General features: G+C 74.3%; 20 protein-coding genes and 1 tRNA gene. 7 read left to right on the top strand and 14 right to left on the bottom strand.

Annotation, left to right across the window (positions count from 1 at the left end):
- Positions 1 to 18: 18 nt before the first annotated feature.
- From ICW24_RS07810 to ICW24_RS07800, 3 genes are all read right to left on the bottom strand, one after another.
- Positions 19 to 1311, bottom strand: a complete 1293-nt coding sequence (locus ICW24_RS07810) for a nucleotide sugar dehydrogenase (RefSeq protein ID WP_226345159.1) — start codon at positions 1309 to 1311, stop codon at positions 19 to 21.
- A 110-nt stretch (positions 1312 to 1421) separates the two neighbouring features.
- A complete protein-coding gene (locus ICW24_RS07805) occupies positions 1422 to 4541 on the bottom strand; it encodes an HD domain-containing phosphohydrolase (protein WP_226345158.1) in 3120 nt (1039 codons plus the stop codon).
- Positions 4542 to 4586: 45 nt separating this feature from the next.
- Entirely contained in the window at positions 4587 to 4733 is a 147-nt protein-coding gene (locus ICW24_RS07800) for a hypothetical protein (protein WP_226345157.1), read from the bottom strand.
- A gap of 405 nt (positions 4734 to 5138) precedes the next feature.
- On the opposite strand from ICW24_RS07800, the gene ICW24_RS19905 reads away from it, so the two are divergent.
- The gene (locus ICW24_RS19905) at positions 5139 to 5213 is read left to right on the top strand and encodes a 50S ribosomal protein bL37 (RefSeq protein ID WP_372360565.1); all 75 of its coding nucleotides are present in this window, start codon (positions 5139 to 5141) and stop codon (positions 5211 to 5213) included.
- 71 nt (positions 5214 to 5284) lie between these two features.
- Here the strand turns inward: ICW24_RS19905 and rsrA are convergent, their stop codons facing one another.
- The 3 genes from rsrA to ICW24_RS07785 all read right to left on the bottom strand — a co-directional run bounded on the left by rsrA (position 5285) and on the right by ICW24_RS07785 (position 7383).
- Positions 5285 to 5590: a mycothiol system anti-sigma-R factor gene (gene rsrA, locus ICW24_RS07795; RefSeq protein ID WP_226345156.1), complete on the bottom strand. Its 306-nt coding sequence runs from the start codon at positions 5588 to 5590 to the stop codon at positions 5285 to 5287.
- Positions 5587 to 6396: a sigma-70 family RNA polymerase sigma factor gene (locus ICW24_RS07790; RefSeq protein WP_443588044.1), complete on the bottom strand. Its 810-nt coding sequence runs from the start codon at positions 6394 to 6396 to the stop codon at positions 5587 to 5589. The genes rsrA and ICW24_RS07790 overlap by 4 nt, the downstream gene beginning before the upstream one ends.
- Positions 6397 to 6507: 111 nt before the next feature.
- Positions 6508 to 7383, bottom strand: a complete 876-nt coding sequence (locus tag ICW24_RS07785) for an SOS response-associated peptidase (protein ID WP_226345154.1) — start codon at positions 7381 to 7383, stop codon at positions 6508 to 6510.
- A gap of 240 nt (positions 7384 to 7623) precedes the next feature.
- Between ICW24_RS07785 and ICW24_RS07780 the strand changes: the two genes are divergently transcribed.
- From ICW24_RS07780 to hisN, 5 genes are all read left to right on the top strand, one after another.
- Positions 7624 to 8109 carry a DoxX family protein gene (locus ICW24_RS07780; RefSeq protein ID WP_226345153.1) on the top strand — a complete coding sequence of 162 codons (486 nt, stop codon included), beginning with the start codon at positions 7624 to 7626 and terminating at the stop codon, positions 8107 to 8109.
- Between the two features lie 15 nt (positions 8110 to 8124).
- Positions 8125 to 9507, top strand: a complete 1383-nt coding sequence (aroA, locus tag ICW24_RS07775; protein WP_226345152.1) for a 3-phosphoshikimate 1-carboxyvinyltransferase — start codon at positions 8125 to 8127, stop codon at positions 9505 to 9507.
- Positions 9504 to 10559 (top strand): ribosome small subunit-dependent GTPase A, encoded by a 1056-nt coding sequence (gene rsgA, locus ICW24_RS07770; RefSeq protein ID WP_226345151.1) that lies wholly within the window; start codon positions 9504 to 9506, stop codon positions 10557 to 10559. The genes aroA and rsgA overlap by 4 nt, the downstream gene beginning before the upstream one ends.
- Before the next feature lie 113 nt (positions 10560 to 10672).
- Positions 10673 to 11623, top strand: a complete 951-nt coding sequence (gene ppk2 / locus ICW24_RS07765) for a polyphosphate kinase 2 (protein ID WP_226345150.1) — start codon at positions 10673 to 10675, stop codon at positions 11621 to 11623.
- 75 nt (positions 11624 to 11698) lie between these two features.
- Positions 11699 to 12565 carry a histidinol-phosphatase gene (gene hisN / locus ICW24_RS07760; RefSeq protein ID WP_226345149.1) on the top strand — a complete coding sequence of 289 codons (867 nt, stop codon included), beginning with the start codon at positions 11699 to 11701 and terminating at the stop codon, positions 12563 to 12565.
- On the opposite strand, the gene ICW24_RS07755 is transcribed toward hisN, so the two are convergent.
- The 5 genes from ICW24_RS07755 to ICW24_RS07735 form a co-directional block, all read right to left on the bottom strand.
- Positions 12555 to 13934 carry a M16 family metallopeptidase gene (locus ICW24_RS07755; RefSeq protein WP_226345148.1) on the bottom strand — a complete coding sequence of 460 codons (1380 nt, stop codon included), beginning with the start codon at positions 13932 to 13934 and terminating at the stop codon, positions 12555 to 12557. The two genes, hisN and ICW24_RS07755, sit on opposite strands and share 11 nt — an antisense overlap.
- Entirely contained in the window at positions 13931 to 15289 is a 1359-nt protein-coding gene (locus ICW24_RS07750) for a M16 family metallopeptidase (protein WP_226345147.1), read from the bottom strand. Before ICW24_RS07750 ends, ICW24_RS07755 begins: the two co-directional genes overlap by 4 nt.
- Before the next feature lie 128 nt (positions 15290 to 15417).
- A complete protein-coding gene (locus ICW24_RS07745) occupies positions 15418 to 16803 on the bottom strand; it encodes an NAD(P)/FAD-dependent oxidoreductase (RefSeq protein WP_226345146.1) in 1386 nt (461 codons plus the stop codon).
- A 269-nt stretch (positions 16804 to 17072) separates the two neighbouring features.
- Positions 17073 to 17149 (bottom strand) — tRNA-Met (locus tag ICW24_RS07740).
- Positions 17150 to 17242: 93 nt separating this feature from the next.
- On the bottom strand, positions 17243 to 20476 hold the full coding sequence (locus ICW24_RS07735; protein ID WP_226345145.1) for a UPF0182 family membrane protein: 3234 nt from the start codon (positions 20474 to 20476) through the stop codon (positions 17243 to 17245).
- A gap of 190 nt (positions 20477 to 20666) precedes the next feature.
- Here ICW24_RS07735 and ICW24_RS07730 point away from each other — a divergent pair, with 190 nt between their 5' ends.
- Positions 20667 to 21245: a PPA1309 family protein gene (locus ICW24_RS07730; RefSeq protein ID WP_226345144.1), complete on the top strand. Its 579-nt coding sequence runs from the start codon at positions 20667 to 20669 to the stop codon at positions 21243 to 21245.
- A gap of 8 nt (positions 21246 to 21253) precedes the next feature.
- On the opposite strand, the gene ICW24_RS07725 is transcribed toward ICW24_RS07730, so the two are convergent.
- The 3 genes from ICW24_RS07725 to ICW24_RS07715 are packed head-to-tail and all read right to left on the bottom strand — an operon-like array spanning position 21254 to position 23831.
- Positions 21254 to 22372 carry a YlbL family protein gene (locus ICW24_RS07725; protein ID WP_226345143.1) on the bottom strand — a complete coding sequence of 373 codons (1119 nt, stop codon included), beginning with the start codon at positions 22370 to 22372 and terminating at the stop codon, positions 21254 to 21256.
- Positions 22369 to 22800: a molybdenum cofactor biosynthesis protein MoaE gene (locus ICW24_RS07720; RefSeq protein WP_226345142.1), complete on the bottom strand. Its 432-nt coding sequence runs from the start codon at positions 22798 to 22800 to the stop codon at positions 22369 to 22371. The genes ICW24_RS07725 and ICW24_RS07720 overlap by 4 nt, the downstream gene beginning before the upstream one ends.
- Positions 22797 to 23831 carry an NAD-dependent epimerase/dehydratase family protein gene (locus ICW24_RS07715; RefSeq protein WP_226345141.1) on the bottom strand — a complete coding sequence of 345 codons (1035 nt, stop codon included), beginning with the start codon at positions 23829 to 23831 and terminating at the stop codon, positions 22797 to 22799. The genes ICW24_RS07720 and ICW24_RS07715 overlap by 4 nt, the downstream gene beginning before the upstream one ends.
- Positions 23832 to 23850: the final 19 nt, after the last annotated feature.

Raw genomic sequence — 23850 nt, 5'->3', positions numbered from 1 at the left:
GTCCGGCCGAGGCGGCGGTCAGGCCTTCCCGACGGTGCGGAACTGCACGCCGTCGAAGCGGGCCGGGTCGAGGAGACGGCGGCCGTCGACGACGACCTGCACACCGGGCAGGTCGGAGGCGGACAGGTCCCGGTACTCCGCGTGGTCGGCCTGGACGATGGCGACGTCGACGTCGGTCCCGAGGGCGTAGGGGGCGAAGCCGAACCGGCCGAGCTCGTCGTCGGAGTACATCGGGTCGTGCACGAACACCTCGGCGCCCTGGGCGCGCAGCGCCTCGACGGTCGGGAAGACGCCGGAGAACGCCGTCTCCTTCACGCCGCCCCGGTAGGCGGCGCCGAGGACGACGACCCTCGCGCCCGAGAGGTCTCCGCCGTAGGCACCCGCGGCGAGGCCCACCGTGTAGGCCGGCATGTCGGCGTTGGCCTCGCGGGCGGCCCGCACGACGGTCGCGGTGGGGTCGTTCCAGAGGTAGAGGCGCGGGTAGACCGGGATGCAGTGCCCGCCGACGGCGATGCCGGGCCGGTGGATGTGGCTGTACGGCTGGCTGTTCGACGCCTCGATGACCTGGTAGACGTCGATGCCCCGGCTCGCGGCGAACCGACCGAACTGATTGGCCAGACCGATGTTCACGTCGCGGTAGGTCGTCTCGGCGAGCTTCGCCATCTCGGCCGCCTCCGCGGAGCCGAGGTCCCACACCCCGTTCCCGCGCGGCAGGTCGGGCCGGTCGTCGAACTGCAGCACGGCCTCGTAGAAGTCCTTCGCGCGCGCCGCGCCCTGCCCGGACAGGCCGCCGATGAGCTTCGGGTACTTGCGCAGGTCGGCGAAGACACGGCCCGTCAGCACGCGCTCGGGCGAGAACACGAGATGGAAGTCGACGCCCTCGGTCAGACCCGATCCCTCCTCGAGCATCGGCTTCCAGCGCTCTCGCGTCGTGCCGACGGGCAGGGTCGTCTCGTACGACACGAGGGTGCCGGGGCGCAGGCCCGCGGCGATCTCGCGCGTCGCGTTCTCCATCCACCCGAAGTCGGGCACGCCGTCGGCGTCGACGAACAGCGGAACGACGACGACGACGGCGTCGGACTCCGACACGGCCTGGCGCGTGTCGGTCGTCGCGCTCAGGCGCCCGTCTCCGACGCAGGCGGCGAGCTTCTCGGCGAGGTGCGCCTCACCGGGGAACGGCTCGGTGCCCGCGTTCACCGCCTCGACGACCGCCGGGTTGATGTCCGCCCCGCGGACGTGCTGTCCGGAGTCGGCGAACTGGACCGCGAGGGGGAGGCCGATCTTGCCGAGGCCGACGACGGTGATGTTCACGCGCATTCCTTCTGCTCGGGGGCTACGAGGGTGCTTCGGTGCCACGCGGAGGCCGGTGGCGCGGGTGGCGGCGGCCGAGCCCGTGGCCCGTCGGCGACGCCCGTCCGATCCTAAGCGCTCGTCCCCCGCGCACGCTGCGCCCCCGACACGGCGCCGACGCCGCGAGGACGAGCACGCAGGCGGCCCCGGCGCGACCGCGTCGTCCCGTCGCCCCGGTCGCCGTCCGGGCCGGGTGCCGGGCCGGAGCGACGCTCCCCCGCGGCGACGCCGGGGCCGTCGAGCGAGCCCGAGGTGAGCAGGCGGTCGAGGGCGTCGACGACCCGGGGGTCGAACTCATGGCCGTAGCCGAGGTAGAGCCGTTCGAGCGCGGCGCGAGCGGCGTCGCCCGGGTCGAGCGCGCCGACCTCGACGCCCTCGTCGCTGCGTCGGTGGTCGTCGAACGCGTTGGCGACCTTGAGGAGCCGGGCGGCCAGCCCGAGGCTGCGCTGCTCGCGGACGACCTCGTGGTAGGGCACGGACTGCTGGGTGATGACGTCGACGACCGTCTCGTCGACCCCCGCGAGGCGGGCGACGTCGCCGCTCAGCGCCGCGATCCGCTCCTGGTCGGCGGGGGCCGCGAGCACGGTCGCCCCGCCCGGGATGGGTCGATGCAGGCCGACCTGCCCGACGTCGTGCAGCAGCGCCGCCTCGCGGACCTGCGCCAGGGCCCGGGCGCCCAGCCCGAACGACCGGCCGAGCCGCTGGGCCGTCGCGGCGACGGCCTCGGCGTGTCCCGGATGGACCGCTCCGGCGATCTCGGGCAGCCGCGACAGGGCGCGCAGGCTCTCCTCGTGGGCGTCGGCGACCTGCGCCTGTCGCCGCACCGCCATGGAGACGACGCACAGCGGGGCCGCGACGAGCGGGGCCGCGAGGGCGCCGACCACCGGGGCGGCGACCGCGAGCATCACGCCGGTCGCACCGGTCGCGAGGGCGATCGGGAGCGCCGCGCCCCACAGCCGACCCAGCTCCTCGTGCAGGGCGGTCCGCCGCGTCGACGCCGCCACCGCACCGCGCACCAGCCAGCTGAAGGTCAGGGCGAGGACGACGACGCCGGTCGCCGCGAGCGTCGTCCACCATCCCGGGTGCCGGGCGAACTCCTCGACGAGGGGGCGTCCGTCCGCGCCCGCGACCCGCACCAGCGCGGCCGCCCCCGCCACCGACGCCCCCCGGACCAGCGCGTCGACGAGGTCTTCCCTGTCGGCGGTGGAGGCGGTGGCGCCCGGCCGCGCGGCCGCCAGGACGAGCCCGGCGCCCGACGCGAGGCCCGCCGCCACGAGCACCTGCCACAGCGGCACCGGACCGGACGACGCCACGTCGGCGCCGGGCCCGGCGGCGCCGATCCCGACCGCGCCCGGCGCGAGCGCGAGACCGAGGCCGACGGCCCAGGCGGCGTAGGCGGTCGGCAGGCGGCCGCTCGAGACCGGGAGGCGCTCCCCGACGAGCATGGTCAGCGCCGCCGCCAGGAGGAACTCCCGCGCCCCGGGGGGCTGACCGGCGCCGGCCCACCACACGAGCGCCCCGACGACGGCGCCGGCCCCGAGGAGGGCGCCGCCGTCGAGGAGTCGGCGACGCCGGCTCCCGGCCGGTCGGGCGGGTCGGGGAGCCCGGGACGCATTCGGTGGGCCGGAGCGACGCCCGGCGGGCCGGGTGTGGGCCCGCTCCGCGCCCGTCGGCCCCGCGTCGGGGGGCCGTTCGTCGAGCGCGAGCAGGTCCGAGACGGTCGCGCGCGCGTGGCGCAGTCGGGGGCGGACGGTCGCGGGGTCGCCCCGCTCGTCGCCGTCGCCGAGGGCGTCGAGCCAGGCCGCGACGGCCGGGCCGTCGCCGCGGCGGGCGAGAGCGCCCGCGAGGACGTCGACGAGCCGCGCGTCGAGCTGGGCGCCGCCGGCGTCCCGGACGGCGCGGGCGGCCCGGGCGTGCAGGCCCGGCGCGCTCTCGTCGTCGGGCCAGGCCTCGGCCTCGTACACGTCGGCGACGGCGAGGATCCGGGCGGCGAGGGGGATCTGCTCCCCGGCCAGGCCGTCGGGGTATCCGCGGCCGTCGACCCGCTCGTGGTGGTGTCGCACCGTGCGGGGCACGTCGCCGAGGAAGTCCAGGGGCGAGAGGATCTCGTACGCCGCCACCGGGTGCCGGCGCAGGTGGTCGCGCGCCTGCGCGCTGTCCTCGAGCTCGTCGAGGCCGCCGTCGAGGATCGCTCGGGGGACGGCCACCGTGCCGACGTCGTGCAGGTCGACGGCACGCAGGAGGTTCGCCCGGGCGCGCGGGGACAGGCCGAGCTCGGCGGCCATGGCACGCGCCAGCGCCCGCAGCCGCAGCCGGCGGCGCGCCGATCCGTCGCGGGACTCGGCGGCCGCCGCGATGGCCTCGAGGATCCGTGACCGGGCCCGGCGCTCGGCCACGTCCTGGCGGTAGGCCCACCGCGCGACGAGCAGTGGCGCCGTCACGAGGACCGCCGCGAGAGGACCGACGCCGGCCGGCCCCCAGAGCATGACGAAGGTGAAGGCGATGAGGCTGTACGCGAGGTAGATGACGACGTTGCGGGTGAACGGGCCGGTGACGACCGTCCGGGCGTTCCCGCCCGACAACCGGAACAGCACGGCCAGGACGGCCACGTTGGCGACGATGAGCGTGACGTCCGCGACGACGAGCGGCACCGCGACCGACTCGACGAGCGGCCACATCCCCGATCCGACGACGAGGTCGTCGTCACCGCGGCGCAGCTGCCCCGCGAGGCCGACGCCGCCGGCCGCGAGGTAGGCCCAGGCGGCACAGGCCCCGACGAGGGCGGTCATGGCGGCGTTGACGCTGCGCACGAGCCGGTCCCCGCTGCCGGACGACACCGCCGCCCCGAGGAGCGCCGCCCCCGCCGGACCGAGGAAGACGGCGGCGCACAGGAGCACGACCGCCGTGAAGGACAGGTCGACGTCCGACTCCGTCTCGTGCGCCCGCAGACGGGCGCTGACGACACCCAGAACCCCGAGCGCCACGGCGCTCAGCCACCCGTCCGGGCTGCCGGCGACCTCCATGAGGCGGCCCACCCCCGGGGCGGCGACCGCCACCGCGGCCGCGGCCAGGAGGACACAGAAGGCGACGAGCGGCGCGCGCCCCCGCTGCTGCCGGCGCGGGCGCGGGGCGTCGGCGACGCGGCCGGGACCCCCGTCCCCGGCACCGCTCCGGCCGCCCCCACTGCCCACGGATCGCGATCCTACCGAGAGGACGTCGCGATCCGGTCGAACGAATCAGTCGCGGCCGACGACGGGGTCGGGCGACGGGTGCCACCACCACGTCGCCGACTCGGCCTGGGGGGCCACGTCCGAGGGCGACGGGTGCCACCACCACGTGCGGGCGGTGCGGACGGTGGACTTGGGCTGCGCGGCGAAGGACATGAGGGTCTCCTCGAAAGTGAATGATGAAAGGACGAAAAACGTTGGGACCGAACGACATTCCCCCGAAGGAAGTTCGATGTCCTCATCCTTGCACCCGTCTCGGACGAAAGACCAATTTCTTTACCAAATGCAGACCAATGTGGAGAAGTCTATGAGTCGGACGTCCAATACATTCTTCTCTGCGAAAGTCAGTCGGACGTCCAATACAAGTACCAAAGCATTCCTTGTCGGACGTCCAGGAGAATGATCGACAATTCTTGGACGGACGTCCGTCCGGTCGCGGAGGGCGCGCCCTTTCCCCCCCGGGGACGCCCGGACCCGCGGCTGTCGGCGTCGATCCGGACGCGCCGGGCCCGTGTGCGAGAATGGCGAGAAGCAGCAGCACGCCGACCGATGGGAGCAGACATGAGCAAGCGCGGACGCAAGCGTCGGGCCCGCAAGAAGAACGGCGCCAACCACGGCCGTCGTCCCAACGCCTGACCCGAACGACACAGCACGAGGCCCCCGCACCGATGATCGGTGCGGGGGCCTCGTGTCGTGCGCTGTCCGGTCTAGCGCCGACCGCGACCTCGTTCGTCGGACGTCGAGCCGTAGGCGAGGGTGATGCGGGTCATGATCTGCAAGCGCAGGGCCACGGGGGCCTCCTCGCAGGCGCAGGAGCGGCGGATGAGGGCCTTGAGCACGACGTCGCGCTCGTACTCGCCGAAGCACTCGGCGCACTCGTCGAGGTGGCGCCGGACCCGGTCGCAATCCTCGACCGTCATCTCCTGGTCGATGTACTCGTAGGCGCGCAGCGCGAACTCCGTGCAGTCCGTGCGGCCGTCGGGCGTCTCGGGGATGGGCAGGGGCTCGCTCATGCCCGGGCACCCCCGCTCGTGTAGCCGCGCTCGAGGGCGTAGTCGGTGAGACGCTCGCGCAACTGACGACGCCCGCGGTGGAGCCGTGACATGACCGTCCCGATGGGGGTCTCCATGATCTCGGCGATCTCCTTGTAGGCGAACCCCTCGACGTCGGCGAGGTACACCGCGAGGCGGAAGTCCTCCGGCAGGTCGGCCAGGGCCTGCTTCACGTCGCTGTCGGGCAGGTGATCCAGCGCCTCTGTCTCGGCGGAACGCAGACCCCGGGACGAATGTGATTCCGCGCGCGCGAGCTGGTAGTCGGCGACGTCCGCGGCGTCGGACTCCTGCGGCCGGCGCTGCTTCTTGCGATAGGAGTTGATGTACGTGTTCGTGAGGATCCGATACAGCCACGCCTTGAGGTTCGTGCCCGGCCGATACTGGTGGAACGCGGCGAACGCCTTCGTGAACGTCTCCTGCACGAGGTCCTCGGCGTCGGCGGCGTTGCGCGACATGCGCAGGGCGGCGCTGTAGAGCTGATCGAGGAACGGCATGACGTCGGCCTCGAAGCGGGCCGCGCGCTGCGCGGGCGTCTCGGTCGCGGGGTCGGGCAGGTCGGCGCCCGGCGCGTCGCCGCCGCTCGCCACGGAGGGACCGTCGACGGTCGGGTCAGGAGTCACGTCACCGACGGCGCCGGACGCACGCTCGGCCTGGGTGGGGTCGTTGCTCATCGCCCCCCAGGATACGGCCCTGGGCGCCGGGGTGCCGGGGCGAGAGCTCCCCCGACGGGCCGCGCCACGGCGCGGACTCGCGGTCGGACGCTCCACGGTCGCGTTCACGGACTCACCTTCCTGCGCGGATGCTGGACAGCCAGCACAACCCACCGCCGGCGCCCGCCATTCCCGGCGGCCCCCGCGGCGGACCAGGCGCGGCCGCGCTCAGGCGCCGAGGATCTCGCCGGTGGCGGGGTCGACGACGCCCTCCAGCTCCTGCATCCCCACCGGCTCGACGAGGTGCGGGCCCTCGCTGCGGCTGTTGCCCACGGCCCGTCCGACGGGGTGGGCCTCGAAGCGCCCCGGCCGGTCGGGGCGGAGGAGCCCGGCGACGACGTCGGGGTCCTGCTCCGCCGGGTCCAGCCACGCCGCCCACCGATCGGGGTCGAGGACCACGGGCTGCCGGTCGTGGATGCGGTCGAGTCCGGGCTCCGCCGGCCCCGTGACGATCGCGAAGGTGACGAGCCACGGATCGTCGCCCTCGGCGGCGCCCGGGTCCTTGAAGAACTCGTAGAGACCGGCGAACGCCAGGCCCGCACCGTCGCCGCGCCGCATGTAGAACGGTTGCTTGCGCGGCTTGCCCTTCGCGTCGGTCGCGACCGGGCTCGTCTGCCACTCGTACCACCCGTCGGCGGGCACGAGGCATCGGCGGGACCGCGCGGCCCGGCGGAACGCGGGCTTCGTGAGCAGGGTCTCGGCGCGCGCGTTCGTCATCCGCATCCCCACCTTGGGGTCCTTCGCCCACGACGGGACGAGCCCCCACCGCAGCAGGCGCAGCTGACGGACCGGCGCGGTGCCGTCGGTCGCGGGGTCCGCAGCGCCGCCCTCACCTTCGCCCCCGTCGGCCCGCCCCCGCGGCACGCGTGTCAGGGCGACCGGGACCTCCTGCGACGGCGTGACGTTGTACTGCGGCACCCACCGGGGCGGGGCACCCTCGGCGCCGCCGGCACCGGAGGTGGGCGGGGCCGTGTGGTCGGCCTCGATCTCGAGCTGTTCGACGAGCTCGTCGGTGGTCCTGCTCGCCGCGTACCTGCCGCACATGGGGCCCAGCATAGGGAGACTCCTCACGCCCGCGACGGTGATCGGGGCCCGCCGGCGACCGACGCGGCCGGCCGACGCTCCCCCGCCGGCGCGGCGGCGCGTACGGGCGGGTGAGGGGAGCGGGCGCGGGGGCGACGCACTACGGTGGAATCCCGGCCGTGCGCGACCGCGCCCGGCCCGACCGCACCGCTCTCGCGTCCGACCGCACCGGTCCCGCGCCGACCCCGCACAGGAGCCTCCATGTCGCTCGTCCGTCGCCTCGCCCGCCCGATGCTCGCCGCGATCTTCGTCACGGGCGGCGTGGACGCCCTTCGGCACCCGGGCGGTCGCACCGACCTCGCCCGGCCGGTCGTGGGCAAGCTCGCCGAGTACACCGGCCTGCCCGACGACCCCGAGCTCATGGTCCGCGCCAACGGCGCCACAATGGCCCTCGCCGGGTTCATGCTCGCCACGGGTCGACTGCCCCGCGTCGCCGGCGGCCTGCTCGCCGCGTCGCTGGTGCCCACGACCGTCGCCGGGCACCCGTTCTGGAAGTCCGACGACGAGCGCGGCACGCAGCGGATCCAGTTCTTCAAGAACCTCGGCCTGCTCGGCGGCGTGTTGCTCGCCGCGGTCGACACCGACGGCAAGCCCGGCCTGACCTGGCGCGCCCGCCACGCGGTCGCCGCCTCCCGCCGCGAGGCCAGGCTCGCCGCGGCCCAGGCCAAGCTCGCCCTGCACAACTGAGGACCCGCACCACCGATGACGCTCCCGCATCCCCCGCACCCCTCCGACGAGCGCGCCGGATCGCCCGGGCCGGCGTGGCCGGCCCCGGCGCCCGGGGCCCCGATCGACGCCGTCGTCGCCCTCCCGGGCAGCAAGTCGCTCACCAACCGCTACCTCGTCCTCGCGGCGCTCGCCGCCGAGACGTCGCGGATCCGGCGGCCCCTGCGCTCCCGCGACACGCTCCTCATGGCGGCCGCCCTGCGCGAGCTGGGGGTCGAGGTGACCGACCACCCCGGCGACGAGGGGCACGACGACTGGATCGTCGAGCCCGGACCTCTGCGCGGCGGCGGACGCATCGACTGCGGCCTGGCGGGCACCGTCATGCGCTTCCTGCCCGCGGTGGCCACGCTCGCCGACGGCGACGTCCACTTCGACGGCGACCCCCATGCCCGCGCCCGCCCCATGTCCGCGGGCATGGACGCGCTGCGGGCGCTGGGGGTCACCGTCGACGACGACGGCCGGGGCGCGCTGCCGTTCACCGTGCGGGGGACCGGGGCGGTCCGTGGCGGGCGGGTCGACGTCGATGCGTCGGCGAGCTCGCAGTTCGTCTCGGCCCTGCTGCTCGTAGCCGCCCGGTTCACCGACGGCCTCACGCTCGTCCACTCCGGCGGGCCGCTGCCGAGCGAGCCGCACATCACGATGACCGTCGAGGTCCTGCGGGACGCCGGCGTCGACGTCGACGACGGCGAGCCGAACCACTGGCGCGTCGAGCCGTCACCCATCCACGCGCTCGACGTGCAGGTCGAGCCCGACCTGTCCAACGCGGCGCCGTTCCTCGCCGCCGCGCTCGTCACGCGCGGGCGCGTCCACGTCCCCGACTGGCCGCAGTACACGACCCAGGCCGGCGACCACATGCGCGACATCCTCGACGCGATGGGCGCCGACGTGCACCTCACCCGTGAGGGGCTCACGGTCACCGGCAGCGACACGATCCACGGGGTCGACCTCGACCTGCACGACGCCGGCGAGCTCACGCCCGTCGTCGCCGCCCTGTGTGCGCTCGCCGAGGGGCCCTCGACCCTGCGGGGCGTGGCCCACCTGCGCGGCCACGAGACCGATCGGCTCGCGGCCCTCGCCGCCGAGATCGGTCGACTGGGCGGCGGGGTGCAGGTGACGCCGGACGGCCTGCGCATCACGCCCGCCCCGCTGTCCCCCGCCCGGTTGCGCACCTACGCCGACCACCGCATGGCCATGGCCGCGGCGGTCCTCGGGCTCGCGGTGCCGGGCGTGGAGATCGAGGACGTCGCGACGACCGGCAAGACCCTGCCCGATTTCACGACGTTGTGGTCCGACATGACCGCGACGGCCGGGCCCTCGGGATCGACCGCCGCCCCGGCGCGCAAGGACGTCTCGGCGTGAGCCCCCGGCGGCGGACGTACGACGAGAGCGACGTCCGGATCCGCCCCAATCGCAAGGGATCCCGGCCACGCACGAAGGACCGTCCCCGGCACGACGACGCCGTCGACGGCCGCGTGGTCGCGGTCGACCGCGGCCGGTACACCGTCCTGCACGACGGTCGGGTGGTCACGGCGATGAAGGCGCGCGAGCTCGGGCGCAAGGGCGTCGTCGTCGGCGACGAGGTCGGTCTCGTCGGCGACGTCGCCGGGGGCCCCGACGCCCTGGCCCGGATCGTCCGGGTCCACGAGCGCCGATCGGTGCTGCGGCGCACGGCCGACGACACCGATCCCGTCGAGCGGGTCATCGTCGCGAACGCCGACCAGCTCGTCATCGTCACCGCGCTGGCCGACCCGCCGCCGCGCCCGCGGATGCTCGACCGCTGTCTCGTCGCCGCGTACGACGCCGGGCTCGTGCCGCTCATCGTCCTGACCAAGGCCGACCTCGACGTCGACCCCACCGGCCTCGTCGAGGGCTACTCCGCCCTCGGCGCCGGAGTGCTCGTCACGTCGTTGCCGAACACGCCCACCGCCGACGACGCTGCCGACGACGCCCCCGACGCCGCGCGCGGGATCGAGGAGTTGCGGGCGCGGCTCTCGGGCCGGGTCAGCGTGTTCGTCGGGCACTCCGGCGTGGGCAAGTCGACGCTGGTCAACGCCCTGGTCCCCGGGGCCCACCGCGCCACCGGCGACGTCAACGACGTCACCGGGCGGGGGCGGCACACGTCGACCTCCGCCGTCGCACTCGCCCTGCCCGACGACGACGGGTGGATCGTCGACACCCCCGGGGTGCGCAGCTTCGGCCTCGCGCACGTGGCGCCCGCGCAGATCGTCACGTTCTTCCCCGACCTCGAGCCGGGAACCGAGGAGTGCCCGCGCGGCTGCTCCCACGACGAGGTGGACTGCGCTCTGGACGCGTGGGTCGGTTCGGGCCGGGCGGGGCCCGGCGGGGAGGCCCGGCTCGACTCGCTGCGCCGGTTGCTGCGGGCCCGGGCCGGCGAGCGCGGCGGCGACTGACACCCGTCGGCGACCACGGACCCGGCAGCGACGACGCCCCCGCGCGGCGACGCCGGGACCTTGGTCCGGTCCGCCGCGGACCGCGCCGGCCTCCGCGATGCCAGACTGGGGCGATGGGCGCGAAGCGGATGGACAAGGCGACGTACGAGGCCGAGCTGCTGCGGCTGCAGGCCGAGCTCGTCGAGATGCAGGAGTGGGTCAAGGCGAGCGGGGCCCGCCTCGTGATCGCCTTCGAGGGGCGTGACGCCGCCGGCAAGGGCGGCGCGATCAAGCGCATCACGGAGTACCTCAATCCGCGCGTCGCGCAGATCGTCGCCCTGCCGGCGCCGACCGAGCGCCAGCGCACCCAGTGGTACTTCCAGCGGTACGTCGAACACCTGCCCGCCGCGGGCGAGATCCGCCTGTTCGACCGGTCCTGGTACAACCGGGCGGGCGTCGAACGGGTCATGGGGTACTGCTCCACCTCCGAGCACCGTCGCTTCCTGCGCCAGTGCCCGATCTTCGAGCGCATGCTCATCGAGGACGGCATCATGCTGCGCAAGTACTGGTTCTCGGTCAGCGACGCCGAGCAGGAGAAGCGCTTCCGCTCCCGGATGACCGACCCCATGCGCCGGTGGAAGCTCTCGCCCACCGACCTCGAGTCCCTCACCCGGTGGGAGGACTACAGCCGCGCCAAGGACGAGATGTTCGTCCACACCGACATCCCCGAGGCGCGCTGGCACGTCGTCGAGAGCGACGACAAGCGTTCCGCGCGGATCAACGCCATCGCGCACCTGCTCGACTCCGTGCCCTACGAGCGCGTCGAGCAGCCGGCGATCGTCCTCCCGCCGCGCCCCGCGTCGACGGGGTACCGGCGCACCGATCGCTCGCTGCAGCTCACCGTTCCCGACCACGCGGGTGAGGTGAGTCGTCGCGTCGCGGCGGGCGGCACCGTCGGCCGCCCGGGTGAGCCGGAGGGGCCCGGCACGAAGAAGTCGGCGAGCACGCGCCGGAGCACCGGGTCGTCGCGCAAGAGCGCGAAGGCGGGCAAGCACGGCAAGGGCACCGGCAAGGCTGCCGGCTGACCCGCCCGGCCGCGACCGGGTGGTTGCGGCCCGGCGTCCCGCTGCGGGCGTGGCGCGGACGATAGCGTAGGGCGCGTGCCGGACTACAACGACGATCTCCGCCTCGCCCACGTGCTCGCCGACACCGTCGAGCGGGTGACGATGGCGCGCTTCAAGGCGACCGACCTCCGGGTCGACACGAAGCCCGACCTCACGCCGGTCTCGGACGCGGACATCGCCGCCGAGGAGCTGATCCGCGGTCAGCTCAAGCGGGTCCGGTCGCGCGACGCCGTCCTCGGCGAGGAGGGCGGCGAGACCGGCGGCGGATCGCGCAAGTGGATCGTCGACCCGATCGACGGCACGAAGAACTTCGTCCGCGGCCTGCCCGTCTGGGCGACGCTCATCGCCCTGTACGACAACGACGAACCCGTCGTCGGGCTCGTCGCCGCGCCCGCCCTCGGGCGTCGCTGGTGGGCCGCGCGGGGCACCGGGGCGTGGACGGGGCGCAGCCTGTCGAGCGCGACCCGCATCTCGACGTCCGAGGTCCACCGCCTCGAGGACGCCTCGCTGTCCTACTCCAGCCTGTCGGGCTGGCGCGAGGTGGGGCGGCTGGAGGAGTTCATCGCCCTGACCGACGCGTGCTGGCGCACGCGCGGCTACGGCGACTTCTGGTCCTACATGCTGCTCGCCGAGGGCTGCGTCGACATCGCGCTCGAGCCCGACCTCGAGATCTACGACATGGCGGCGCTCGTGCCCATCGTCACCGAGGCGGGCGGCACGTTCACGTCGCTCGCCGGGCGCCCCGGTCCGTGGGGGCGCAGCGCCGTCGTCACCAACGGGCACCTGCACGACGAGGTGCTGGGACGCCTGTCGATCCCGGAGGCGGTGGCCGACCTGGGCGCCGAGCGAGGACCGGCGTCGCGCGGAGCCGGCGGCACGGCCCCGGGCGCCGTCACCGGCTGACGCGTACCGGCCCCCGCCCCAGGGCCTGCAGCCCCGGCACGATCGCGTCGGCGTCGCCGACGACGACGGTGGTCCACTCCCCCGACACGTGCTCGCGGAACGCGTCCCGCAACCGCGCCGCCGTGAGGGTCCGGGTCCGCGCGAGCACACGGTCGGTCTCCTCCGGGCCCGTCCCGTCCAGGCACCGGGCGGCGGCCTCGGCCGCGACGGCGTCGGCGGTGGCGTATCGGCCGGGCGCGGTCTGCGAGACGAACGCGACGGCGTCGCCGGTCTCGGCGTCGGTGAAGCCCTCGCCCGCCCGCTCGAGGATCTCGTAGGTGAGGCGGACCGCGTCGACGGTCGCGTCGGCGCGCACCGACCCCGAGGTGACGAAGAGCCCCGCCCCCGGACGCGGGCGGAAGCCGCACCGCATCCCGTAGGTGTAGCCCTTCTCCTCGCGCAGCACGGCGTCCAGGCGCGCCTGGGGCGCCCCGCCGACGATCATCGCGAGCACGGGGAACGGCGCCCAGCCACCCTCGACGTGGCGATCGGGGCCCGCGCAGCCGAGGTAGAGCTCGCTCTGCACGCTGCCGGGGCGGTCCACGACCACGATCCCTCCCGCGTCCGGGCCCTTCTCCGGGACCGGGGTCCCGCCGGGGGTCTCGCCGGAGAGCAGCGACCCCGGCGACGGCGCGTCCCCGAGCGGGCCGGCCCATCGGCCGAGGACGTCGGCGAGGACGTCGACGCCCTCCTCGCGGGCTCCCTCCCCCGCGATGGCGATCGTCGCCCCGTCGGGGCGGACGAACCGCCGGTGGTGGGCGTGGACGTCGTCGGGGGTGATGGCCGCGACCCCGGCGTCCGGCCCGGCCGCGGGCCGCGAGAACCGTTCCCCCTGCGGGTAGTGCGCGGCGAGGAACGCGATGGCCGCCGCCGACGCGGGGTCGGCGTGCTCCTGCTCGATCTCCGAGCGGCGCAACCGGACGTGCCGGGCGACCTCGGTCGGCCCGAAGGCGGGTTCCGCCAGGCACTCGAGCAGCAGCTCCGCCGCGACGCGCAGCCGTCGGCGGGGCACGTCGACGTCGACGACGAGCCCGTGGTCGGTGAGGCCGGCCCGCAGGGCCACGCCCGACCGTTCGAGCGCCACGGCCATCTCGTCGGCCGTGCGGCGCGCCGTGCCCTCGTCGAGGGTGCGGGCGAGGATCGTCCCGACCCCCTCCCGACCGGCGGGCTCGGCGCGCAACGGCATGGGAACGACGAGGCGCATGGAGGTGACGTGCTGACCGGCCAGCTCGTAGGCGAGCACGTCCAACCCGGTCGCCAGGCGCGACCTGGCCGGCGTCGGGAAGGACCACGCCGGGGCGGGCGCGACGGACGGGCGTGCGGTGCTCATCGGGACTCCTGCGCGGTCGTGGACGCGTCCGGGGCGGGGGTGACGTCCGCTGCGACGTCGGCTGCGTGATCCCGGCCGCGCTCGTCGTGGTCGTAGACGACGCTCGCGGCCGCGGAGGGGTCGAGCCACCGCGCGGCCACCCGCGTCACCTCGTCGGCGGTCACCGCGGCCAGCCGGTCGAGCACCGTGTTGATGCCCCGCGGGTCGTCGTACAGCGTGGCCTGCTGGCCGATGTGGTCGGCGCGTTCCTCGAGGGAGGCCAGCGAGCTGAGCCAGGCCCGCTCGTTCTGCGCGAACACGGTCTCCATCTCGAGGGCGCTCGGGCCCTCGCGCCCGAGCCGGGACAGCTCCTGCCCGACGACGTCGACGACCTCGTCGACGGTGTGCCCGTCGGCGACCTCGACCGCGAGGAATCCCAACGACGTCCCCTCGACGAGGCCCATCGCGGCCGCGGACACGTGGTCGGCCACGGCCCCGTCGCGGACCAGCCTCCGCTCCAGCCGCGAGGTCTCGAGCCCACCGAGGACGTCCAGCGCCGCGGCCGCGGCGAAGAACTCGGGGGTGTTGTCGGGCGGCAGCCGGAAGCCGAGGAACACGCGCTTGGCGGGGACGACCTCGTCGACGTCGACGCGCACCGGGCCCTGCAGGGGAGGCAGGGAGGGGACGTCGGGGCGCACGGTCCCCTCCGGGACGCTGCGGTCGGGGAGGTCGCCGAAGTAGCGTTCCGCGGCCGCGAAGCCCTCCTGCACGCCGAGGTCGCCCACGAGGGTGAGCACCGTGTTCGACGGGCGGTAGTGCGTCGCGAAGAACGCGTGGACGTCGGCGAGGCTCGCGGCGTCGAGATCGGCCATCGACCCGATCGTCGGATGGTGGTAGGGGTGCCCGAGCGGGAAGACGAGACCGTAGAGGGTGTGCAGCGCCGTGCCGTAGGGCACGTTGTCGTAGCGCTGGCGCTTCTCCTCCTTGACGACATCGCGCTGGTTGTCGAGGTTGGCCTGCGTGAGGGCGGGCAGCAGGCGCCCGTGGCGGTCGGCCTCCATCCACAGCGCGAGCTCGTAGGCGCCGCGTGGCACGGTCTCGAAGTAGTTCGTCCGGTCGAACCACGTGGTCGCGTTCAGGCGCCCTCCGACGCCCATGATCGCGGAAAAGTGCTCGCCGCTCGCGACGTGCTCCGAGCCCTGGAACATGAGGTGCTCGAAGAGGTGGGCGAACCCGGTGTGCCCGGCCGCCTCGTGCCGCGATCCGACGCCCACCCACAGGTTGACGGCGACGACCGGCACCCGGCGGTCGGGGTTGACGACGACGCGCAGCCCGTTGCTCAGCGTCGTCGTCGCGATCTCGTAGGACAGGGGCATCGGGCCAGCCTAACGACGCGCTCGGGTGGGGACGCGACGTGCCCGGAGGCGGGGGCACACGCGCGGACACGGCGGCGCCCGGACCACCGCTGCGGTGGCCCGGGCGCCGGGAGGTAGGTGAGCGCAGGTCAGTCGACGCGTCGCGCGGGCTTGCTGCCCGTCGTGACGGGCTGACCCGCCAGGAGGTCGCCCGATGCACCCTGACCGAGCTGCTCGAGGGCGAGACGCCCGACGAGCTGCTGGTTCGTGGTGACGCGCTGGCTCCGCCCGTTGCCGAAGAACGTGATGAACCAGTGCAGCAGGGTCGAGACGCGGTTCTTGAAGCCGACGAGCTGCTGCAGGTGGACGGCCAGCCAGAGCAGCCACGCCACGAACCCGGTGAAGTGCAGCTTGCCGATGCTCGCGACGGCGCTGTACTTCGAGATCGTCGCCATGCTGCCGAGGTCCTTGTACTGGAAGGGCCCGGGCGCGGCCTCGCCCCGGACCTTCGCGAGGATGCTCTCGGCGGCGTACTTGCCCTCCTGGATGGCACCCTGGGCGACACCCGGGACGCCCTCGACGGCGGCCATGTCGCCGATGACGTACACCTCGGGGTGCCCCGGCAGCGTCAGGTCGGGCTGGACGCTGATGCGGCCGGCGCGGTCGAGCTGGGCGCCCGTCTGCTCCGACAGGGTGGTCGTCAGCTCGCTGGCCTGGACACCCGCGGCCCAGACCTTGGTCTTGGCCTCGATGCGGTGGACGTCGCCCGACTTGGTCTTGTACGAGATGCCGTCACCGTCGACGTCGGTGACGAAGGCGTTGAGCAACACCTCGACACCCATGTCCTCCAGCGACGCCTTCGCGGCGGCGCTGAGCTGGTCGCCGAAGACGGGCAGCACGGCGGGGGCGCCGTCGAGGAGGATCACGCGCGCCTCGGACGGGTCGATGTGCCGGAACTCGCTCGACAGCGTCTTCGTGGAGAGCTCGCGGATCTGACCCGCCATCTCGACGCCCGTGGGGCCCGCCCCGACGACGACGAAGGTCAGCAGGCGCGCCCGCTCGACCGGGTCGTCCTCGGTCTCGGCCAGCTCGAAGGCGGAGAAGATGCGACCGCGGAGCTCGAGGGCGTCGTCGATGCTCTTCATGCCCGGCGCGTACGTCTTGAACTGGTCGTTGCCGAAGTACGACTGGCCGGCACCGGCCGCGACGACGAGCGAGTCGTACGGCGTCTCGGTGACGTGGTTGTGGAAGCGGGACGTCACGACCCGCTTCTGCAGGTCGATGTCGGTGACGAGGCCCTGGATGGACCGGGCGTTGATCTGGTGACGGAGGATCTCACGCGTGGCCGGGGCGACCTCGCCCTCCGACAGGATGCCGGTCGCCACCTGGTACAGCAGGGGCTGGAAGAGGTGGTGGGCGGTCTTGGCGACGAGCGTGACCCGCACGTCGTCGCTCGCGCCCAGCGCCTGCGTCGTGAAGAGGCCGCCGAAGCCCGATCCGATGACGACGACGTCGTGACGACTCTTGGGTGACATGCATGTCTCCTGGATGGGATGCGTTCCTGCGGGTGAGGTGTGGCTGGTTGGCCGGCCTCGCGTCGCGAGGCACACCCGACCATGATCCCGCATCCGGTCCGGATCGACCGCTTGGGGGGCAGCCGGATTACCTGCGGGTGACGAGAGCGGCAGAGGCCACGTGCGGCGCGGGGTCGGGAGGCGGCTCTGGAACCGGCCGGGGACGCCGCGCGGTGTGGGGACACGTCGAAGGCCGTGACCCCTGGTAGGGTCACGGCCTTCGACGTCGGTGGTAGCGGGGGCAGGATTTGAACCTGCGACCTCCGGGTTATGAGCCCGGCGAGCTACCGAGCTGCTCCACCCCGCGTCGGTGAACACCACTTTACGCGATGGTCCGTGACGCTCCAAATCGGGCGTCCGTCCTCGCCGGCGGGCTTCGGCCCGCCGGCGAGGACACGCCTCACGAGGTGGGCGACGGGGCCGCCGACCCCGTCGGCGCCGGGGTCGACCGGCCGGTCGCCGTCGGGCTCGGGCTGGGGCTGGGGCTCGTGACCGAGCCGCCCTCGGGCTGGAGTGCGATGGCCCGCGAGATGGCCTCGCCGAGCGCCTGCTGCGCCTTGCCGTAGGCCGCCCAGTCGCCCTTCTTCATGGCCGCCTCCCCCGCGGCGTACTGCGTCCGCACCTGGGCGAGGGCCGCCTTGAGGGCGGCCGAGCCGCCACCGGAGGGCGCCGGGGTCGTCGGGGTCGGGGTGGTCGGGGCGTTGCCCGTGCCCGGGGCGACCCCCGAGTCGCCGGCCTCGGCGCCGGAGTTGCCGCCGAAGAGCTGGTCCAGGGCCTTGTCGAGCGTCTTGCCCCAGGCGATCTTGTTGCCGAACGACACGACGACGGCCTGGAGCAGCGGGTAGCCCGAACCGTCCTGACCGCTGACGTAGATCGGCTGGACGTACAGCAGACCGCCGCCGACCGGCAGGGTGAGCAGGTTGCCGCGCTGGACCTTCGAGCCCGTCTGGCTGATGTTGAGGAAGTTGTTCAGCGTGACGTTGAAGTCCTCGGAGCTCGCGTTCGACGCGTTGATCTGGTTCTGGACCTGCGACGGCCCGAGCACGTTCGTCGAACTGGGCAGGTCGAGCAGCCGCATCGTGCCGTACCCCTCCCGGCGTTTCCCGGCGGTCGCACCGGCGTCGGAGTCGACGGCGAGGAAGCCCGTGAGGTAGGGGCGGTTCTCACCGGCGGGCGAGAACGTCGTCGTGATGGAGAACGACGGGGAGTTCGTCCCGGGCATCTGGATGGACAGGTAGTACGGCGGCTGGTCGGCCCCGGCCGCCGTCGTCGGGTCGACGGGGATCTTCCAGTACTCACCGCCGGAGTAGAACGCGCCCGCGTCGGTGATGTGGTACTTCGACAGGAGCTGACGCTGGACCTTGAACAGGTCCTCGGGGTAGCGCAGGTGCGACATGAGGTCGCCGCTGATCTCGCTCATCGGGCGCACCGTGTCGCCGAACGCCGACGACCAGGCCTTGAGCACCGGGTCCTGCTCGTCCCAGCTGTACAGCTTGACCGAGCCGTCGTAGGCGTCCACGGTCGCCTTGATCGAGTTGCGGATGTAGTTGACCTGGCCGGCCCGCACCTGCTGGACACTGGCCGTGCCGCGGGCGGTGACGGCGTCGGACGTGGCCGACTCGAGCGCCTGGAGGCGGCTGTAGGGGTAGTTCGCCGACGTCGTGTAGCCGTCGACGACCCAGAGGACGCGGCCGTCGACGACGGTCGGGTAGATGTTGCCGTCGAGGGTCAGCCACGGGGCGACGCGCTGGACCCGCTCCCGGGGGGTGCGGTGGTCGAGCATCCGCGAGAAGTCGCCGACCTGCTCCGACAGCATGATCTTCAGCTCGCGGTACTTCAGCGCGTAGGCCGTCCGCTTGACGGGGTTGTCGAGGGCGACACCGCCCCCGCCGTCGTAGGTGAAGTACTTCTCGCCCTCGCCGGACTGGTAGTCGACCTCGCGCGGCTTGCCGCCGGACGGCGCGCCGACGAGCGAGTACTCCGGGCTCCGCTCACCGAAGTAGATGCGGGGCTGGAACTTCCCGAGGGAACCCGTGGGCGGGATGTCCCGGACGAAGAAGTCGGGCTCACCGTCATCGGTGCGCTTGTTGCCGTAGGCGGCGACGAGGCCGTAGCCGTGGGTGTACACCGTGTGGTCGTTGACCCAGTTCCGTTGCGGCACACCGGCGAGGTCGAGCTCGCGGGCCGCCACGACACTGTCCTGGGTGTTGCCCGAGAGCTTGTACCGGTCGACGTCGAGGACGTCGGGGAACCGGTAGTACTGCCACAGGCCCTGCATCTGCGTGAACGTGGGCGACACGATGAGCGGGTCGAGGATGCGGATGCCGGGCACGGTGGCCGCGTCGGAGCGCAGCTGGCCCGGCGCCGCGGTCGTCGTGGCCTTGTACTCCACCTTCGAGATGTCGGAGATGTCGTAGGCCTCCCGCGTGGCCGAGATGTTCTTCTCGATGAACGGCGCCTCGAGGGCCTGCTCGCTCGGCTTGACCCGGAAATTCTGCACGGCCAACGGGTAGAGACCCCCGACGAGCAGCGACAGGACGACGAGCATGCTCACGCCGATGACCGGCAGCCGCCAGGACGAGGTCCAGATCGTCGCGACGAACAGCGCCGCACAGATGAGCGCGGCGACCGCGAGGATCGTCTTGGTGGGCAGCACGGCCACCTGGTCGGTGTAGGTGAGGCCGGTGATGCGCGGCGAGTCCGCCACGGTGAGTTGGTACCGCTCGAGCCAGTACCCGGCCGCGCGCACGAGCACGAGCAGGGCCGCGAGCACGGACAGGTGCACCCGCGCCGCCCGGGTCGTGCGCGGTCCCGCTCCCCCGATCTGGAGCCCGCCGTACACGTAGTGCGTCAGCGCCGCCGCGATGAGCGCGAGGACGAGCGCCATCGTGAGGAACGAGACGAGGAAGGAGAGCCACGGCAGCGTGAACACGTAGAAGCCGATGTCGAGCCCGAACGTGTCGTCGGTGCGGCCGAACGGCTGGCGGTTGAGCCAGAGCAGGGCCGTGCGCCACTGGCTGGCGGCCGCGGCGCCGGCGAAGAGGCCGAGCAGCAACGGCGCGACGATCGTGCCGACCTTGCGCAGCGGCTCGATGAGCTCGCGATACCGGTCCAAGGCCTCCTGGGCGGGCGTGGACGGGGCGTAGACCGGCCGGTGGCGGTAGGCCAGGCCGAGGCTCGAGGCGACGATCGCGCCCACGACGACGGCGCCCAGCGCGAACAGCGCGACCTGGGCTCCGAGCCGGGTCCACATCACCTGGGAGTATCCGACGCTGCCGAACCAGAGCACGTCGGTCCAGAACTCGGAGACGAGGGCGACGAGGCCGACGACGACGAGCAGGACGGCCGCGGTGATGAGGGCCGGTCCGGGGCGCCGACGCGGCCCGGAGGCGGTCGCGGTGCGACCGGGGCCGCGCCCGTCGCCCCCCGGACCGCCGGGGCCGAACGGGCCGCCCGGCCCGAACGGGCCACGACCCGACGACCCGCCAGATCCGCCCGACCCGCCCGGGCCGGATCCGCCCGGGCCACGGCCGAACCCGAACGGCCCCGATCCGGATCCGCCACCGGCGGAGGAGGACCCGCCGCCGGATCCCGGGGTGTTCGGTGGAGTGTTCTGTCCGCCCTGCTCGCTCACCGCATCCTGCTTCGCTCGACCCTGCCCGTGGGCGACGCCGCGGCACCACCGTGCCCGAGGGCGCCGGCTCCGCGTGTCGCTCGCTGAGGGGCCCACGGTAGCCGCTGCTCCTGACAACGTCGCAGCGGGCGTGTCGAGGTCGCGTCGGCGCACGTCGGGCGGCGCGTCCCCGGTGGGGCACGATGGGCGGGTGAGCACGCCCGAACCCGCCGCCCCCCGCCCCCTCCTGCGCGCCGCCCTCGAGCTCGAACGGCACGTGGCCGCCCGCGGCTGGGACCGCGGACCGGCCCTATTCGCGCTCGTGCCCACCTCTGCGCTCATGGCGTCCGAGCCCGGTCTCGCCGACCACCTCGAGGCGGCCGGGGATCCGGCGGGCCCCGACGACCTCAGCGCGGTGGAGCAGGAGGGCCTGCCGGCGACCGACACCCTGGAGGACCTCCTCGGCCGACTCGCCTGGCCGCCGGAGGTCGCCGGAGTCGCCCTCACCGTGGAGCGCCTCGTCGTCCCGCCGGAGGCCGAGCGCGACCTCCCGGCCGACCCGGACGAGGCCGCCCGGGCTCTGGCCGCCCACCCCGACGCGGCCGAGATCCGGCTCGTCGTCGCCGTGACCCGCCCGCCCTCGCCGGACGGGTCGGCCGCGGCCGCGCAGGCCGGGGACCAGGTGTGTCTCCTGCGGCAGCGCGCGCACGACAGCGACGACGCCGTGGCGGTCGGCCGCGACATCGCTCCCGGCCTGGTCGCCGCGCTCGCGGCGACGCTGGAGGACTGAGCCGGCGCTCAGCCGCAGCCGGCCAGCGCGTCGCCGCGGCCCGCGCCGATCGCGGTCACGGCCTCGCGCGCCTGGGCGAACGTCGACACCTTGACGACGCGCAGGCCGTCGGGGACGTGGCCCACGACCTCGGGGCAGTTCTCGGCGGGGGCCAGGAACCACGCCGCTCCCCCGTCCACGGCGCCGACGAGCTTGTGCCGGATGCCGCCGATCGGGCCCACCCGGTCGTCGAGCCCCATCGTGCCGGTGCCCGCGATCTTGGCACCGCCGGTGAGCGCCCCCGGGGTGAGCTTGTCGTACACGGCCAGGGCGAACATCGTGCCCGCCGACGGGCCGCCGACCTCCCCCGCGTCGATGGTCACCCTCGGCGCACCGGGGAAGACCGGCGCGAGGCCCACCCCCACGTACCGGCGGCCCTCGAGCGTCCGCGTCGGCACCCGCACCGTCGTGGTCGTGCCGTCGCGCCGCACGCCGAGCGACACCGCCGCGGACCGCGCCTCCTGGACGAGGGTGGAGACCTGCGCGGTCCGCCGCACCGGGGTGCCGTCGACGGCGGTGATGACATCACCGCGGCGCAGCAGGACGGCGGCCGGACCGTCCGGGACGACCTGCTCGACGCGCGCCTCCTCGGCGTGACCCAGCGCCCGCAGTGCGGCCGCCGCGGCGGCGTGCTGCGAGCCGGCCATCTGCGCCGCCGTCTCCTCCTTGACGGCCTCCGGCGTGGCGTCGGGTGGATACACGGCGTCACGGTCGAGGATCTCGGCCTCGGGGTCGAGGCGGGCGCCGAGCAGGTCCCACAGGTCGAGCGGGTGGCCCGGACCGCCGTACTGGGCCACCGTCGTCAGGTCGAGGGTGCCCGTGGTGGGGTGCGTCGGGGCGCCCGCCACGCGCACGAGAGGGGTCGTGCCGTCGGCGCCGGTGCCGAGCGTGTCGTAGATCGGCCCCGCCCGGAGCACGACGTAGGCCGGGTGCACCAGGGTCCCGGCCGCGCCGACGAGGAGGACGACGACGAGCGCGAAGAGGGAGACGATCGTCCGCCGCGACAGGGCTCGGGCCGACCCACCCGGCCCGATCGGCCGGAACGGCCCGTCGGGTGCGTCGGTGGGCGCGGGGGTCGACCCCGTCATGGAGTGCCCACCCACTCGTCGGTGCCGTCGGTGAAGAGTTGGTGCTTCCAGATCGGGACCTCCGCCTTGAGGCGGTCGATGAGGTCACGCGCGCCCTCGAACGCGCTCCCCCGGTGTTCGGCCGCGACGGCGACGACGACGGCGACCTCACCGATCCCGAGCCGGCCGACCCGGTGTTCGGCGGCGGCCGCGACCACGCCCGGCCGCGCGGCGATCTCACGGACGAGATCGCGGAGCCGGTCGAGCGCGCTCGGGTGGGCGCTGTACTCGAGGGCGGCCACGCCCTGCCCGTGGTCGTGGTCCCGGACGAGCCCCGTGAAGGTGACGACGCCGCCCGCCCTGCGGTGGCCCACCCGGTCGGCCACGCGTCCGACCGACAGGGGTTCGGCGCTGATCTGCGCGTACACGACGGGTTCGGCCACGGTCATCCTCGCTTCCTGTGGCGGCGCACGAGCGCCGCAGAGGCGGCCAACGCGACGGCCGCGCTCGCCGTTCCGAAGGCCGCGTCCCGGCGCATCGCCAGGGGGCGGGTCCTGCTCTCGCCCAGCCGACGCAGCTCGTCCACGCAGTCCACGTTGTCGTACCGGGGGGCCCAACCCGCCGCGGTGAGCGACGCGCAGGCCACGACCCACGGCTCGCCGACGTAGGCGAGGTCGGCCCCGGAGGTCGACAGCGTACCCAGCGCGTGCAGGCGTTCCGCGGCCCGGACCGCCAGGGCCCGCGGCAGCTCGAGGTGGCGCTTGCCCAGGCGGCGCTCGACCTCCGCCCGACCCAGCCACCCGGGGCTGGCCAGCGCGACGGCGCCGAGCAGGCCGTGGTCGAGCACGGCGAGCACCCCGGAGGCGACGTCCTCGACGTGCGCGAACTGCCAGAGCGGGGTCGTGCCTGCGAGGACGAGCGGCCGGGTGGGCTCGAAGTGCCGCGTGATCGTCGTGTCGACCCCCGGCCCCACGACCGCCGCGGGCCGCACCAGCGTGACGTCGAGCCGGGGATGTTCGGCCGACAGCCGCGCCACCTCGGACTCGACGACGAGGAGGTCGCCCACGAGGCCGCGGTCGTCCACGGCGCGCAGCGGCGCGTCCTCCGGCAGCGGCACGACGTTGTCGGCGAGGGCGCCGTAGACGCGGGCCGACGTGACGACGACGAGACGGGCCCCACCGGCGAGCGCGCCGGCCGCCGCGTCCCGCGTCATCGCGATCAGCTCGGCGCGACGCACGTCGCGGTGGAGGCGCAGGTCCTGGGCCAGATCCGTGCTCAGCGCGACGAGCACGACGGTGCGCCCGGCCGGGACCGTCGGGGCGGGCGCGCCCCCCGGCGAGCGCAGCACGGGGACGACGTCCGCGACACCGTAACGGTCGCGCGCGATGCGCAGCACGGCGCGGGCGATCGCGCCGTCGACGCCGGTCACGACGAGGCGCGGGGGGTGCGACCCCGAACCGGCGGACTCCGCGGAACTCACCGGACCTCCTCGTGGTTAC

Origin of the sequence: Agilicoccus flavus (assembly GCF_014857905.1) — a bacterium.
GTDB classification, from domain to species: domain Bacteria; phylum Actinomycetota; class Actinomycetes; order Actinomycetales; family Dermatophilaceae; genus Agilicoccus; species Agilicoccus flavus.
Note: the sequence above shows the minus strand (reverse complement) of the source record. Positions and strands in the feature narration are given on the sequence as shown.